At 63.8% G+C, this 15,003-nt stretch carries 16 protein-coding genes; 9 read left to right on the top strand and 7 right to left on the bottom strand.

What is annotated here, in order from left to right:
- Positions 1 to 31 precede the first annotated feature (31 nt).
- Positions 32 to 583, top strand: coding sequence for an LptA/OstA family protein (locus V3330_RS05830; RefSeq protein ID WP_354694452.1), 552 nt, complete (start codon positions 32 to 34; stop codon positions 581 to 583).
- A gap of 37 nt (positions 584 to 620) precedes the next feature.
- Here the strand turns inward: V3330_RS05830 and V3330_RS05825 are convergent, their stop codons facing one another.
- The 3 genes from V3330_RS05825 to V3330_RS05815 form a co-directional block, all read right to left on the bottom strand.
- Positions 621 to 1,412: a phosphocholine cytidylyltransferase family protein gene (locus tag V3330_RS05825; RefSeq protein WP_354694451.1), complete on the bottom strand. Its 792-nt coding sequence runs from the start codon at positions 1,410 to 1,412 to the stop codon at positions 621 to 623.
- A gap of 105 nt (positions 1,413 to 1,517) precedes the next feature.
- Positions 1,518 to 2,312 carry a nucleotidyltransferase family protein gene (locus V3330_RS05820; RefSeq protein WP_354694450.1) on the bottom strand — a complete coding sequence of 265 codons (795 nt, stop codon included), beginning with the start codon at positions 2,310 to 2,312 and terminating at the stop codon, positions 1,518 to 1,520.
- A gap of 4 nt (positions 2,313 to 2,316) precedes the next feature.
- Positions 2,317 to 3,483, bottom strand: coding sequence for a GNAT family N-acetyltransferase (locus V3330_RS05815; RefSeq protein WP_354694449.1), 1,167 nt, complete (start codon positions 3,481 to 3,483; stop codon positions 2,317 to 2,319).
- Positions 3,484 to 3,513: 30 nt separating this feature from the next.
- On the opposite strand from V3330_RS05815, the gene V3330_RS05810 reads away from it, so the two are divergent.
- Entirely contained in the window at positions 3,514 to 4,953 is a 1,440-nt protein-coding gene (locus tag V3330_RS05810; protein ID WP_354694448.1) for a DUF3336 domain-containing protein, read from the top strand.
- A 98-nt stretch (positions 4,954 to 5,051) separates the two neighbouring features.
- A complete protein-coding gene (locus V3330_RS05805) occupies positions 5,052 to 6,449 on the top strand; it encodes a M12 family metallo-peptidase (protein WP_354694447.1) in 1,398 nt (465 codons plus the stop codon).
- 42 nt (positions 6,450 to 6,491) lie between these two features.
- Here V3330_RS05805 and V3330_RS05800 read toward each other — a convergent pair whose 3' ends face one another.
- From V3330_RS05800 to V3330_RS05785, 4 genes are read right to left on the bottom strand one after another with little or no spacing between them, the layout of a single operon-like run.
- Complete coding sequence (locus tag V3330_RS05800; protein WP_354694446.1) at positions 6,492 to 7,811, bottom strand: APC family permease; 1,320 nt, start codon at positions 7,809 to 7,811, stop codon at positions 6,492 to 6,494.
- Positions 7,812 to 7,851: 40 nt separating this feature from the next.
- Positions 7,852 to 8,394, bottom strand: coding sequence for a peptide deformylase (gene def / locus V3330_RS05795; protein WP_354694445.1), 543 nt, complete (start codon positions 8,392 to 8,394; stop codon positions 7,852 to 7,854).
- A 9-nt stretch (positions 8,395 to 8,403) separates the two neighbouring features.
- The gene (locus tag V3330_RS05790; protein WP_354694444.1) at positions 8,404 to 9,378 is read right to left on the bottom strand and encodes a HupE/UreJ family protein; all 975 of its coding nucleotides are present in this window, start codon (positions 9,376 to 9,378) and stop codon (positions 8,404 to 8,406) included.
- A complete protein-coding gene (locus tag V3330_RS05785; RefSeq protein WP_354694443.1) occupies positions 9,375 to 10,271 on the bottom strand; it encodes a peptidyl-prolyl cis-trans isomerase in 897 nt (298 codons plus the stop codon). The genes V3330_RS05790 and V3330_RS05785 overlap by 4 nt, the downstream gene beginning before the upstream one ends.
- 906 nt (positions 10,272 to 11,177) lie before the next feature.
- Between V3330_RS05785 and V3330_RS05780 the strand changes: the two genes are divergently transcribed.
- Genes V3330_RS05780 through V3330_RS05755 form a run of 6 tightly spaced genes read left to right on the top strand, consistent with a single transcriptional unit; the run spans position 11,178 to position 14,975 of the window.
- Positions 11,178 to 12,008, top strand: coding sequence for an ABC transporter ATP-binding protein (locus V3330_RS05780; protein ID WP_354694442.1), 831 nt, complete (start codon positions 11,178 to 11,180; stop codon positions 12,006 to 12,008).
- A 1-nt stretch (position 12,009) separates the two neighbouring features.
- Positions 12,010 to 12,780 carry an MlaE family lipid ABC transporter permease subunit gene (locus tag V3330_RS05775; protein ID WP_354694441.1) on the top strand — a complete coding sequence of 257 codons (771 nt, stop codon included), beginning with the start codon at positions 12,010 to 12,012 and terminating at the stop codon, positions 12,778 to 12,780.
- 9 nt (positions 12,781 to 12,789) lie between these two features.
- Positions 12,790 to 13,260, top strand: coding sequence for an outer membrane lipid asymmetry maintenance protein MlaD (gene mlaD, locus V3330_RS05770; RefSeq protein ID WP_354694440.1), 471 nt, complete (start codon positions 12,790 to 12,792; stop codon positions 13,258 to 13,260).
- On the top strand, positions 13,257 to 13,901 hold the full coding sequence (locus V3330_RS05765; RefSeq protein WP_354694439.1) for an MlaC/ttg2D family ABC transporter substrate-binding protein: 645 nt from the start codon (positions 13,257 to 13,259) through the stop codon (positions 13,899 to 13,901). The genes mlaD and V3330_RS05765 overlap by 4 nt, the downstream gene beginning before the upstream one ends.
- Positions 13,894 to 14,211, top strand: coding sequence for an STAS domain-containing protein (locus tag V3330_RS05760; RefSeq protein ID WP_354694438.1), 318 nt, complete (start codon positions 13,894 to 13,896; stop codon positions 14,209 to 14,211). The genes V3330_RS05765 and V3330_RS05760 overlap by 8 nt, the downstream gene beginning before the upstream one ends.
- A 20-nt stretch (positions 14,212 to 14,231) precedes the next feature.
- Positions 14,232 to 14,975 carry an MlaA family lipoprotein gene (locus tag V3330_RS05755; RefSeq protein WP_354694437.1) on the top strand — a complete coding sequence of 248 codons (744 nt, stop codon included), beginning with the start codon at positions 14,232 to 14,234 and terminating at the stop codon, positions 14,973 to 14,975.
- Positions 14,976 to 15,003 lie beyond the last annotated feature (28 nt).

The following is a 15,003-nucleotide window of genomic DNA, read 5'->3' as shown; positions in this document are numbered from 1 at the left end:
GCCAATTCGGGGCGCCCACCGGCCTGAAAGCATGCGCAATTACGCACCCCGGCACAACCGGACGACCTGCTTCACCGATCGCGGACTCCCGGCCCGAACGGGGGTCTTCGCCCTCGTACTGGCCCTGGCTTCCCCGCTGTCCCCGGCCCAGGAATTTTCCTCCATCGGCAGTGGCGACATGGTGCTGCTGCGGGCCGATTCCGCCTGGGAGGACACGGTTCCGGAGACGATCCACTTCCGCGGGCAATTTGAAATGCAGGTTGGAGAGTGGCTGTTGCAGGCTGATCGCGCAACCGTGACCGGCACGCTGGAAGCCCCCCGAACGGTGGTAATGAAAGGCAACCCGGCCCGCCTGCGGCAGACGGGAGCCGATGTACCGGAGGCGACCGCGGTATCGGCAGCGGCCGATCACATCGTGTACGACTTCGAACAGAATCGGGTGGCACTGGACGGACAGGCGCGGGTGACCCAGGGCGACAGTGTGCTGCACAGCACCCACATCGAATACGATCCGGCGACCGATCGCCTGCACGCCATCGGCGGGACCGGGGTTCGAATTGACATCCGCGATCCCGACGACTGAGCGCAGCGGAACGCGGCGGACGGCCGTACCGGCCGGGTCAGTTTTCCGCCGGCGGCGGAGGCTCGGTCCCGGCCAGATCACCAGCAGATTCGTCGGCCCGGCCGGACCAGATTCGAACTGCGTGCTCGGCGTGCGCCAGGTCATCCATGTCATCGACCTCGCACCAGCCCAGCCCGTGAATCGACGCGATTCCGACCAGCCCGTCGCGCGCCAGATCATCGATCGCTGACAGGTACCAGCGGGCCAGTCCGTCCGGCCCACCCATCAACTGCTCAACCCGTCGCACGAAGGCCTTCCCTCCGGCCCCGGTGAACACCATCATGCCGATGGACTCGCCATTGACGATGGCGGATGGCAGTTTCTTGCCCACCTGCAGCAACCGGTCGCCGTCGGCGTGAATTTTCATGTCGTCGTCGTCGTAAGCCGCTTTTCGGTCGGCGGCCAGAGTCACGGGAAAAGAACCCGCTCCGTCGATCAGGCGGCGCATGACCGCCGGTTCGAACAGGGTATCGCCGTTGAGCAGCAGAAAGGACCCGGTCATCTCGGCACGGGCGACCCAGCAGGTGCCCAGATTGTCCGACAGGGCGTAGAACGGATTGTAGAGTGTGCGCAGAGGTACCGGGCTGTCGATTCGGCCGATAATGTCGTCGACCACGTGATGGCCGAAACCGGTCACCACGACGATCTCGTCGATTCCGGCGCGGCACAGGGCATCGACCTGAACCTGCAACATGGTCCGGTCACCCAGTTGCAGGCAGCATTTAGGAATGCTTTCGGTCAGCGGCAGCAGGCGGCGGCCCTGACCCGCACACAGAATGATGGCTTTCATGGAACGACCCTTTATTCACACTGCGTCGCGACGTTCGATCGCGGCATCAACGCGCCGCATTCTACCGGAACGGGGTTAAGGAAGCGTAAACCCGGGGCGGTGCAGTCACGCGGAACCGCGCAGGACCTCCTCGGCGAGCTCCAGGTCGGCCAGGGAATCGACATCCACCGCCGCCCTCGGCTGGCTTACCACCACGTGTGCGACGCGACAGCCGCAGACAGTGGAGAGGCGCTGGAGCGCCTCATCCAGGGTGAGCCTTCGCAGCAGGTAACGCAGCAGAAAGCCGGTACCGAGCGCAGCGGCAATTTTCCACGGCCGTTTGCGCCAGGCTTCGACGGACTGCCAGAACCGCAGGGCACCCAGCCCCTGCGGGGTGAGCACCGCGAACAGGTTGGTGCCGCACCAGGCGCCGTCGCGATAATTGTGAACCGTGCGGCGGGTATCCGGAAAGGCCTCGCGCACCGCCGCGAACGGCGCCAGCCCGGCCACCACGTCGGCGCCGGCCACGGTAGCGCGGCGCAGGGCCTGCCGGCAAAAGTCCTCGACGATGGAAGGCGTCAGCAGCGCATGATCGCCCGCGGTGACCAGGACCGGCCAGGAATCGACCCGGCGAACGCCGGCGAGCGCGCTGGCGCTGGGCCCGGCTTCCGGCGGCATCCACTCGAATCCCGCATCCGAAGCCCGCCGGGCGAGATCGGGCCGCGCCGACCAGACCTCCGCGCCCGGACCGCAAACCACCCCGCCGGTGATTTCATCCACCTCAGCCAGGGCCTCGATGACTCGCTGCAATGCCGGCTTGCCGGCGACCGTCGCCAGCACGCCCGCGGGCAGACCGAGCGCGCGGGCGAAGTCACTGCCGCCGGGCCGCTCTCCGGCCAGCACCACGGCCGCGTAGCTCATGAATTCACTCCAGGTCCCGCCCGTACATGCGGTAGCGGCGGGTCACCCGCCCGCCAATCCGCTCGATGATGTTGCGCATGCCCTGGTTGCTTTCCAGTATCCACGACATTTCAGCCTGCTGGACACCGCGCCGGCGCGCCGGTCCGACCGCCGCGTCCATGGTCAGGATGGCGAGTGCCGGGCCCAGCCGCGTGAACTGGTATTTCTGCCGCACACCCATCAACGCGATCCGGACCGTGGACGGAAATCGGACCTTCAGCCGCCATAACAGTTTCAGCCAGCCGAACGGAAGCAGGCGGCCGTCGAGATCCGCAATGGCCTCGTTGACATCCGGGAGCATAACGAGAAACGCCGCCGGCTCGCCGTCGACTTCCGCGATTCGAATGAAGGTATCGGGAAGGATCATCAGCAGTTCCTTTCCCACCGCCTGGAACTCCGCTTCGGTGAAGGGGACGAACCCCCAGTTGCCGGCCCAGGCGTCGTTGAATATGTCCCGCATGATGCCCAGGTCCCGGGTACGGTGCCGGCGCTCGAAAGGTCGCTCCCGTATTACGGCCGATTGCCGCTTCAGCATTCGGCGCATCGCCTCGGGCATGCTGAACCCGGCGTCATCGACATCGTAGGCCAGCAGATCCTGTTCTTTCCGGTAGCCCAGTGCCTCCACCGCGGGCCCGTAGTACGGCCGGCCGTAAGGCATCATGATGCGCGGCCGTGTGTCGAAGCCCTCCACCAGCAGCCCGGCTTCCTGGTTGATGCCCAGGTTGAACGGGCCCAGCGACCGCCGCATGCCGCGTTCACGCAGCCAGGTTTCGGCGGCGCCGAACAGAGCAGCGAAGACTTCCGCATCGTCCACGGCCTCGAGAAGGCCGAAAAACCCGGTGTGCGGATCGTGGGTCTCCAGGTAGAGGTGATCGATCTGGGCCGAAATTCGCCCGATGGCCCGGTTTCCGCGCCAGGCCGTCCAGCCCTGCCAGTCAGCGTGCTCGAAGAAAGGATTTTTCGGCGACAGCGCTTCACGGCGCTCCATGAGCAGCGGCGGAACCCAGCACGGATCGCCGGCATGAACCGTCCACGGCACGCGGATGAAGGATTCCCGCGAGGATCGGTTCGATACGGCTTCTATTCGCAATTGATTTTCGTCACTCTTCTTCACCTGGAAATGGTACAACATGACAATGGACTACCGAATGTCATTGCCGACATGAACAGCGAATCCCGACAGCAGCGGCAGGCGCTCGAACAGGCCACCGATTACGACGAGTGGCGCGAAGCGGCCGAAGCCCTGGACCGGCTGGACAGGCACGGCGACTGGCGCCGTGAGGAAGAGTCGACCGATTACGATTACCGGCTGATTCGGTCACGGGTCAGGTTGCTGCGCCGCCTGCGGCGCCAGGGCGATCACGACCAGCTCGTTTTCCGCCTGCGCGAGGAGCTGCACGGCAATCTGGGAAACATGGCCAATCCGGCGCTGTACCAACGGGCCCGGGTCGGAACCAAGAACCTCATCAACGCCTATCTCGACGAAGTCTGCGCCGCGTTGGACCTGCTCTGCGACAGCGACGTCAAGACGCTGCCACCCACGCGCAAGCGGCGCTTTTTCAACCGCACCGCACGCAGTTTCGGCCGGTCCGCCCTGCTGCTCAGCGGGGGTGCCTCCTACGGCCTGTTCCACCTCGGCGTGATCGAGGAACTGCACCAGCAGGGCCTGCTGCCCCCCGTGATCACCGGTTCCAGCGCCGGCTCGGTCGTCGCGGGCTTTCTGGCCACCCATACCGACGAGGAACTGGCAGAGGCCATGGAGCCGGATGCGCTCAAGTACCAGTGGGTCAGGACATTTCGCTGGAGCGAAGTCATCAAGGGCGAAGGCATACTCGATCAGAAGCAGGTGCGGCGGGCCATCAACCGCAACATCGCCGACATGACATTCCTGGAAGCCTACGAGAAAACCGGGCGCATTCTGAATATCTCGGTTTCTCCCGCGGAATCGCACCAGTTCCCGCGGCTGCTCAACTACCTGACCTCACCCAACGCCCTGATACGCCAGGCCGCACTGGCCTCCAGTGCGATACCCGGCCTGCTGCCGCCGGTGCAGTTGCGCGCGCGCAATTATGCCGGCAAGTCGACGGCCTACATGCCGCAGAGCCGGTGGATCGACGGCTCGGTCCACGAGGACATACCCAAGGAAAAGGTCAACCGGCTGCACAACGTCAACCACTACATCGTCAGTCAGGCCAATCCACACGTGGCGCCCTTCATGAATGGCGATAGCGACCGCACCGGCCTGGTGCCGTTCCTGCAGGATGTGATGGTGCGCGGGCCCATGTTGCAGGTCGAGCACATTCTCGACCTCGTTCACCGGCACTTCGATGTTCCCGGACTGGGGTCGGTTATCAAGAAGGCCCACGCCATCGTGCGCCAGACCTACAGCGGAGACATCACCATTTCCCTCGACCGTGGTGATATCCGGGTCAGCCGCGTACTGCGCAACGTCAACGAGGAAGAAGCCCGCGAGCTGATCGAGGCGGGTCGGCGGGCGTCCTGGCCCTGCATCGAACGCATCCGCAATACAACCCAGATCAGCCGCAGCCTGAACGCCTGCCTGGAGCGGCTCGCCGAGCGCTATCAGTACGTCAAACGCTGAGGGCTGCTCCATAGTCTGATTTCAGCCACAGTCGCTTTTGGGTTACAATCGGAGTTGATTGCAAGGGGTCCAGGGATTGGGGCCCGGGAGTTATTGAAATGAAAGGGATTTCCAGGTTCAACTTCGGCGTATTGCTGGCGGTTTTCACATACGCCGGCGTATACGCTTCCGAGCATCCGTCCGATTCGGACGAACTGTTGCGGACTCCGCCCGCCGGGCCATTGACCCTGGCCCCGGAGCGGGAAGACCGCGGCATTGCAGCCGGCATCATTCCGCTATCAACCCAGGAAAGCCTTCGCCTGCTGCGTGCGGCCCCCGGCACGGTGGTGCGTCTGACCGGCCTGGAATCACACCTCGCCAGTGACGGAAAACCGGTTCCCCTTCGGCGCTACGAACCCTTCGCGCCCGGCGCGGTGGTACACCTGGTGTCCGCATCGGGGAGCGTCACCATCGATCCGCGCAACCGGCGTTATTTTCTGGCCGGCACCGCCCAAGAAGGCGTTGGCATCGCCATCGACCCGTCGAGCGGTGAAATTTCCGGGTACGCCGTGCGCGGCTCGTCGCGCGTGCAACTCAGCGGCTTCGCCGGCATTGGAATCGAGGTGAACCCGGTGGATTCCGAACCCGAAGGGGCCAACGAGTGCGGCACCTTGCTGGACCATCAGACACCCGAGGTGCAGGAATCCGTATTCAACCCGCCCACGGCGAGCCGAAGCGAAGCGCCCCAGGGCGCCACCCTGAGCTTCGAGGCGGTGGTGGCCGTGGACACCGATACCGAGTGGATGGCCGGCAAGGGCAACGACCCGGCGACCGCCACCGACTGGATTACCGACCTCTTCCTGGCGATGAACGTGTTCTATGAGCGGGATATCGAGACCCGCCTGCTGATTGGTGACGTCATTCTGCGCACCGGCAGCGACCCGTACTCCGTGCCGAGTAATCGTTCCGATCAGCTCGATGAGTTCGGCGAGTACTGGCGCGTGAACATGGCCGCCACGGAACGAAATTTCGCCGCCATGCTCAGCGGTCGTGGCATCAGCGCCGGCAGTTTTTCCGGCATCGCCTGGATCGACGTCTACTGCAACAAAGGACAGCAGTGGGGCCAGCGCACCGTCGGCAGCTACAGCTTCAACGCCATCGGCTCGTCGCGCACCCCCGGCAACACGGCACTGTACGTCGGCCACGAAATCGGTCACAACCTGGGATCACCGCACACGCATTGCTACTCGCCCGAAGTGGACCAGTGCTACAACGGGGAGAGCGACTGTTACACCGGCCCGCCCTCCTGCCCCGCCGGCGGCAAGGGTACGGTGATGAGCTACTGCCACGTGAGCGGCTCTTCCGGCGCCGGTTGCGGCACCAACAAGCAGGAATTTCACCCCACCGTGCAGTCCCTGCTCGAAAGCCGGCTCGCCGCCAATTCGCCGAGCTGCATCGCGCCCTGGCAACCGGCTGTCGAGGAGATGGTGCATTCCAGCGGATTCGAGACGCCCTGACGCGACGGAACTGGCCGCCACCACGGCGGCCGGATGACGGGCCTAGTTGGTTTCCCCCCTGCGCCGCCGGCCCATGACGTAGAACACGGCGCCCAGCGCGAAGAAGATGCCCGTGACCACCCAGGACCGCAGCGAGGCGTGCCAGACCAGCCAGCAACTGGTGGCGAGGCCGGCGAGCGGTATCAGGTATCCGCCGGGCAGGTGGAACGGCGCTTCATCGGCATCGGCGCGCGCTTCCAGCCGTGGCAGGGCGAGAATGCAGGTCGCATAGACGATCAGTCGCACCACGGTACTCATCGCCGCCAGCCAGATGAAACTCCCGCTGAGCGCCAGCGCCAGGCCGGTCGCGCCGATGAACACGATGGCGTTGGTGGGTGTCGCCCACCGCGAATGCACGCGTCCAAACCACGCCGGCAGTGAACCCATCCGGCTCATGGCGAAGACCATCCGCGGGCCGGAGAGCATCATCGACGACAGGTTTCCGGTGATCGAGAACACCGCGCCGGCCGCCATCAGGGCCGCACCCGTCGTTCCCATCAGCAGATCCATGACGTCGATCAGCGGCCGTTCGCTGCTGGCCGCGTCGGGCAGTATGGAAACGGTGACAATCTGGATCACCACGTACAGCAAGGTGATCCCCATCACGCTCAGCGCCAGCGCGCGCGGAATGTCGCGCCGCGGATCGCGCGCCTCGCCAGCGGGGACGACGGCGCTTTCGAAACCGACAAAGGCATACATCAACACCAGCAGGGTGCCGCCGATGCCGTCCATCTCCGGACCGCCTGGATGAACAAAGACTTCCGGATTGATCTGCGACAGGCCCAGCAGTACCAGCAGGCTGAGCGGGATCAGCTTGAGCAGGGTGAACACGAACATCGCCAACACACCGCGCCGGACCCCGATCATGTTGACGACCATCAGGAATACAATGAAAACCGACACCGCGGCCCGGCGAGCCAGGCCGTCGCCGAGCGGTTCCCAGAACCAGGCCGCATAGGTGACCAGCAGGTTGGCATTGGCCGCCATCGCGGTGATCCGCGAAAACGTGAACAACCAGCCGATCTGGAAACCCGCGAACGGGCCGAAGGCGTGTCCCACGTAAGCCAGCGGACCGCCGGTATGCGAAAAGAAGCTGGCGGCGCGCGAGAAGGACAACACCACCGTCATGATCAGCGCGCCGCAGATGAGGAACAGCCAGGGGCTGAACAGCAGCCCCGCCTGCGCAGCGACCGCAGGCAGGGCGAAAATGCCGGCGCCAATCACGCCGTTCAAAGACATCGCCGCGAACCCCAGCCGGCTGATTTCCCTCTTCAGCCCGGCATCGATGGCGTGTTCGGATGCGGGTTGCCGGGGAGCCGTCATGGCCGGCAGTGTCTCACGGATGCGTGTGCCGCGCTCGTCATCATTCTTCCAACCCGGGCCCGCCATCGGCCAACAGATCTTCGAAGACCAGCAGACGGCTGTCCTTGAGGCGATCGACGTACAGGCGGCCATCGAGATGATCGAACTCATGCTGGAACACCGTGGCCAGGAACCCGTCCAGGGTGTGCTCGAACGTTTCGCCCTGCAGATTGCGGGCCGCGACACGAACCTGCTGAGGACGCTCGACATACCCGCGCAGACCCGGGACGGACAGGCAGCCCTCCCAGTAACCGGCGAGCCGGTCGTTCAACACCGTGAGTTCGGGATTCACGAACACGGTGAGCGGCATGGGCGGAATTTCGCCGTAGCGCGTCGGCCCGCCGGAAATCTCGATGATGGCGAGGCGGACAGACACGCCCACCTGGGGCGCGGCCAGTCCGATGCCGCCGGACTGGTGCAGGGTATCGACCATGTCATCGACCAGTTCGCGCAGCCAGTCCTGCTCCAGTTCAGCCGCTTCGAGCGGACGCGCGACCCGGCGTAATACCGGGTGTCCCATGCGCAGGATTTCCCGTGTCGCCATGAATCCTCCTCAGAAGCCGGCCAGGCGTTCAATGGTCCAGAACGCGGCCAGCGACCCAATCGCGTAGACCGGGACCCGCCAGGCCCAGTGTGGCCAGGGTATCCGCTTCAGGCCCGCCCACAGCACCAGGACGCCCGCGATGAAAATCAGTTGACCCAGCTCCACGCCGAGGTTGAAAAACAGCAGGGCGAGCGGGATCGCGTGGTCCGGCAGACCGATTTCGCTCAAGGCGCCGGCGAACCCGAAACCATGCAGCAGCCCGAACACGAAAGCCACCAGCCATGGCCAGCGGCGCGTAATGCCGGGCCGGCCCTGGCGCCAATGCACGATTTCCATCGCCACGAACAGGATGCTCAGCGCGATGATGGCCTCGACCGGCTGCTGCGGCGCTTTGACCCAACCCAGGGTGGCCGCGGCCAGCGTAATGCTGTGCGCCCCGGTGAACGCGGTCACCGTCCAGATCAGAGTGCGGGTATTGGGCACCAGCATCAGCAAGGCCAGCACGAACAGCAGGTGATCGACGCCGAGCAGTATGTGCTCCACGCCGAGCACCGTATAGGTGCGGATCACCTGTCCCGCGGATGCGGCATCGGTGACCTCGAATCCCGGCCGGGCCGGCGTAAGCCGGGCGATCTGCGTGGTTCCGTCGGCGCGCTCGAAGCGAGCCAGTGCGTCGATGACGGTGGACGCCAGTCCTGCGATTTCAACCCGGTGCCCGGCCAGGCCACCGGGGCAGTCCGCCGCCCAGCGCTCAACGAAGATTCCGCCTTCGACCCAGGCCACCGGATTGCCGGACCGCGTGCAGTGTTCCGGCAGGTCCACCTGGATGTCCAGCCGTCGCTCCCCCTGGGCGGGAACCCGCCACATCAGGGTGTAACTCCCGGTATCGATCTGCTGAATGCGCAGAAAAGCCGGCCGCACCTCGTGAGCCGCGAGCTGGGCTGCCATGAGCAACAGCAGCAACAGGCACAGACCGCGTTTCACGGACGGCCCGCGTCGCTGGATTCAGCCCCGCCCTCCGAAGGCGCCGTCGCGGCCGGACCGTCCACGGGCTCCACCCGGATCGTGTACTGCGCCGCCAGGCGATCGTAGAGCCCGCTGACTGCATCGCGGCGGCGTGCCGACAACCATTCGCGCTGTACCGCTTCGCGGATGTCATCCAGCGCCGGCACCCGGCCCTGCGAGCGGTCCTCGATGAACACGAGATGCATGCCATAGCCCGACCGGACCGGTCCCGACCATTGCCCTACCGGAATTCCCTGCAGGCCCGCCGCGAACACCTTGCCGAACAGGCGCTCGATCTCGCCCTCGCGTACGTCTTCGAGCCGGAACGGAAGAGGCAGGGGATCACCCTGGTTCTCGAAGTCGCCCTGCGGTCCGTCGGTGCCGATTCGCTGCAGCAGGGTGAGCGCATCCTGTTCGGTGGCGTCGCCCCGTTGATCACGGCTGAAAAAGACGTGGCGAAAACTCAGCCGCGGAGCGAGCCTGAAATCGTCCGGATGCGTTTCCAGATAAGTCTGCAGTTGCTCCTCGGTCGGCGCGTCCAGACCGGCGACATCCGCGGCCAGCAGTTCCAGTTTCTGCCGCAGCCGCCGGCGAATGACAATGTCGTCCTCGTCCAGTCCCATCGCTGTTCCCTCGCGGTAGGCGATCTCCTGGCGCACGTAGTCATCCAGCAGTCCCTGAAATTCCTCCCCGGTCGGCGGTCTCTTCCAGGTGCGCTCGAAGGTCTGGACGAGATTTTCCTGCTGCCCCCGGCTGACCACGATTTCTCCGCCGGCAGGCTCGTCGCCGAGATACTCCCAGGCCATGAAGATCAGGCCACCCAGCAGCAGAAAATGAACCAGGGGCTCGCTCAGCCACCGCTTGAATCGCATTCACCATCCTCCTTGCCTGTTCCTGCCCGGCATCCGTCGGCACGCGGCATTGTGCGGAATCCGCACCGGAGTCTACCCAGTTTTCCGATCCGCGGCTCAAGCCGGCCGGGCTTTCCGACCCGCTGGCCTGTTTCATTTTTGAGCAATACCTGTACTATTTTTGAGCACTTGTTTCGCTTCGCCGCAAACCGGGATCAGAGCGAAATTTCACGAATTGATTTTATTCAGAGACTTGTAATTTTATTGTAAGAACACTAATCAGAAATGAATTATAAGTTGCACTTTTTACCCGTTGACAGTCCTCATACACAGGCATAGTCTGTATCTCCCGTTCGAAGAAGCCCGACAGCCGGAAGGCCGACCCGCCGGAAAGCGACTGGGCAACAGAAAGCGGATAAAGTCCAGGTGGTACTGGGCATGTTACCCCGACCGGGCTCTGCCGAAAACGGTCGTACCACTGGGGTGACTCGAAAGGGAGACGCGATCCCTGGAGATAGACGAGGAAGCTTTCGGGTGGAGTCGTCGATAAAGAAAGACGGGCGTAGAAGGCTCGGAGCCGGAACCGACAGGCAGAGTGAAGCGGAGCCGGATTGAAATTGGGAAGGCCTTGGAGGATCTGCAGTCCAACATTAGCGGAGTTCCAATACTTCTACACGAGAGAGGAGGCGCAAGCCTCCTCTCTTTTTTTTGCTCCTTGAAAATCATTCGGACCTCAGCCGCACAGCCCCGCCCGGACCGGAACTCGGCATCGCGTGAAAGCCTTTGGGTCCCAGCGGGGTCTACTGCGAGCCCTCTTCAGCCGGAGTTCACCCGCTCCCCATCCGTTTCGTAATACAATGCGCGGACGCGCGTCCGGGGATGCGCAACTGTAACGAAACCTCGGGGCCCGGTCAGAGTCCAATCAAGATGCCCAAAGTCAGCCAGCAGGTCAGCGCAGGGGATTCCACGACACCCGTCATCCGGGTGCGGGGGCTGGTATTCCGCCGCGGACGCAAAACCATCCTGGACGGTATCGACCTGGATATCCCCCGCGGTCGAATCGTGGCCTTCATGGGACCGAGTGGCGCCGGCAAGACCACCGTGCTGCAGCTGATCTCCGGCCAATTGCGCCCGGATGAAGGCTGGATCGAAGTCAACGGACAACGCATCTCCGACATGTCGGACAAGGAACTGTACCGCTTTCGTCGCAATATCGGAGTGCTGTTGCAGAATGGTGCGCTTTTTACCGACCTGACCGTATTCGAGAACATCGCCACGCCCATTCGGGAACACACCGATTTGCCGGAAGCCCTGATCCGCCGGCTGGTGATGATCAAGCTGAAATCGGTGGGCCTGGGCGGAACCGAGGAACTGATGCCCCACGAGCTTTCCGGCGGCATGGCCCGCCGCGTGGCGCTTGCCCGGGCCGTCGTGCTCGACCCGGCCCTCATGCTGTACGACGAACCGCTGACGGGACTCGACCCGATCGCGGTTTCGCAGGTTCGGACGCTGATGAGCGAAACCAACGAAGCTCTGGGCATGACCAGCCTGATTGTCTCCCACAACATCAACGAGATGCGCAAACTCGCGGACTACGTGTACATCATCGCGGCCAAACGTATCGCGGGTCACGGCTCACCCGAGGATCTGTCGGCCAGCAACGACCCCGGCGTGGACCAGTTCATCAACGGCAAAGTCGAGGGCCCCATCCCGTTCCATTACCAGGGAACAGACACAGCATGGAGTCTCCTGGGCTGACATGACCGACGCGCGCACATCCCCGATACCCTTCGCCGGCCCGCTGGCCATGTCCGGCCGCTGCGTGCTTTTCCTGTTACGCATGCTGGCGGGTTTCCGGCCGACCGCGCAGCAGTTTCGGGCGGTACTGCAACAGGTCTACCTGATCGGCGCGCGCTCGCTGGTCATCATCATGATCTGCGGGTTCTTCGTCGGCATGGTGCTGTCACTGCAGGCCATCAACGCCCTGGAGCAGTTCGGGGCGTCCGATCAGGTCAGCCTGCTCGTCGGCAAGTCCTTGTTTCGTGAACTGGGACCGGTCCTGACGGCCCTGTTGTTCGCCGGCAGAGCCGGCACGTCGGTCACCGCGGAAATCGGTCTGATGCGAGCCACCAGCCAGATCGACGCGATGGAACTGATGGCCATTGATCCCATTCAACGGGTCGCCCTGCCGCGCTTCCTGGCCGGCATGATTTCCGTGCCGCTGCTGACCGCGATGTTCAATGCCCTTGCCATACTGGGCAGCGTCGTGTTCTCCATCGGCATCATGGGCCTGGACGGGGGAATTTTCTGGTCCAAGCTGCAGACCGGCGTCTATTTCGTGCAGGATTTCACGGGCGGGGTCTGGAAAAGCCTGGTATTCGGCGGCATCGTCAGCCTGATTGCCGTGTATTTCGGTTATACCGCCAAGCCGACCGGCGCCGGAGTCGGCACCGCCACGACCAACACCGTGGTTCTGAGTTCGGTTCTGGTCCTGATTTTCGATTTCATCATGACGTCGTTTTTTACCTGAGGTATCACCATGCGAGCCAATTACAAGGTCGAAATCGCATCCGGAATCTTCCTGTTCCTGGGCGTCGCGGCGCTCGTCTGGCTGGCCTTGCGCGCCACGGATTACGGCCAGGAGATTGGCGATGAGACCTACACCATCACCGCACGTTTCAGCAACATCGGCGACTTGCGCGATCGCGCGCCGGTGAAGATCGGCGGGGTGACTGTCGGCCTGGTCAGGGACGTTGAACTGGACCCCATCACCTTCGAGGCCGTGGTTCATATGGACATCGCCTCGCGCTTTGACGAAATACCGTCGGACACCGGCGCGTCGGTTCTCACGTCGGGCGTACTGGGCGACCGCTACGTGGGTCTGGAGCCGGGCGGCGCGCCCGATTACCTGGCCGAAGGCGACGAACTCTTTGTCACTCAGTCCGCCATGGTGCTCGAACAGATCATCGGCAAGTACCTGTTCAACACGGGCAAGGAATCATCCGAATGAAAAGACTCAATCGCGCATTGACCCTGACGCTGAGCAGTGTCCTGCTGGTTGCGGCCACCCTGGCGGGCACCACGCAGGCAGCCACCGACGGACCGGCTGAAATCGTTCGCGATACCGCGGGCCGAATCCTGGAAAAACTGGACACCAATCGCCAGGCCTATGAGAACGACACCAGCCTGTTGCGCACCATGGTCCGTGAAGACCTGCTGCCGCTGATCGACCTGCACTATTCGGCACGACTGATACTCGGGCGAGCCGGCCGCGGCATCGAGGACGAACAGCTCGACGCGTTTTCCGATGCGATGAGTTCGGTGCTCATCAACCGCTACGCCGACGGCCTGTTGGCCTTTCGCAGCGACGAGCAGCTCGAAGTACTGCCGCTCAAGGGCAAACATTCCGAAAAGCTGACCCGCGTTCGCACCCGGGTGAAACTGGAGAACGGCGGTTACGCGCCGGTCGACTACGCGTTCCGCAAAACGGACTCCGGCTGGAAAGCGTTTGACGTCACGGTCGAGGGCATCTCCTACGTCATTACCTTCCGCAACCAGATCGTCCCGCGGGTACAGGCAGAAGGCATCGACAAGGTGACTGCCGATATCCGCGCCGGCAATCTGGATTTGAACGAGAAAGACGATGGTTGATGCAACCGGCTTCACCCTGGACGCCGAAGACCGGGCCGTGGTGAGCGGCGACCTGACCCTGGACACCGTTGCCGGGCTTTACCGGCAATCGTCCGAAGTACTCGCACGCGCCTCCGGCAAGCTACGCTCGCTGGACCTCGCGGGCGTGGGACGGGTCGACAGTTCGGGGTTGGCGCTGCTGCTGCAATGGGAAGCCGCCACCGGTTGCGAGTCCCTCGAAGTGCGTAATGCGCCGGACGATCTGGTGAGTCTCGCACGCCTGTGTGATGCGCAGGATCTGCTGCGCCTGAACGGCCGTGATCCGGCCTGAACCGAATTTCGAAAATCGCGATGAAGAACACTAAAGTCCTGCCCCTGGTGCGCACCCTCCTGCCTGTCGTGGGCGCCATCCTGCTGCTGGCGGGCTGCGCCACGCAGCAGACCGCCCTGACCGATCCGCAGAATGACCCCTGGGAGCCGTTCAATCGCAACGTCTACCAGTTCAACGATGCGCTCGACCGCGCCTTGTTGCGTCCCGTGGCCCGGGGCTACGACGCCATCATGCCGGACGGGCCCCAGCGCGGGGTGCGCAACTTCTTCCGTAACCTGGCCTATCCGGTCGATTTCCTGAACCTGGTGCTGCAGGGCAAGTTCGAGGATTCGATGACCCGGACAGGGCGTTTCCTGATGAACTCGACCCTGGGCCTTTTCGGATTTTTCGACGTCGCCACCCAGGCGGGCATGCCCGATTTCCAGGAGGATTTCGGACAGACCCTGGCGGTCTGGGGCTGGAAAGACAGCCGCTACCTCGTGGTGCCCCTGCTCGGCCCGTTCACGGTACGCGATCTGGGCGGGCGGCCGGTGGACAGCATCTACGACCCGGTGACCTACCTGATCCGCGAAGAAGACGAATACCGTCCGCTCATCGTCGATCTCATTTCCCTGCGCGCGTCGCTGCTGCCGTTCGACAAGGACCTCGAGGAGGCTTCCGATCCTTACGTGCTCATGCGGGACGTTTACCTGCAGAATCGCGAGTACAAGATTTACGACGGCGAACCCCCGGCGCCGGACTACGACGCGCTGCTGGAGGAATAGACCTCAATCCAGGTCGCCTTCCGGTGGG

It is taken from the genome of Elongatibacter sediminis (genome assembly GCF_037892215.1).
In the GTDB taxonomy this organism is placed as follows: Bacteria; Pseudomonadota; Gammaproteobacteria; order Xanthomonadales; family SZUA-36; genus Elongatibacter; species Elongatibacter sediminis.
Note: the sequence above shows the minus strand (reverse complement) of the source record. Positions and strands in the feature narration are given on the sequence as shown.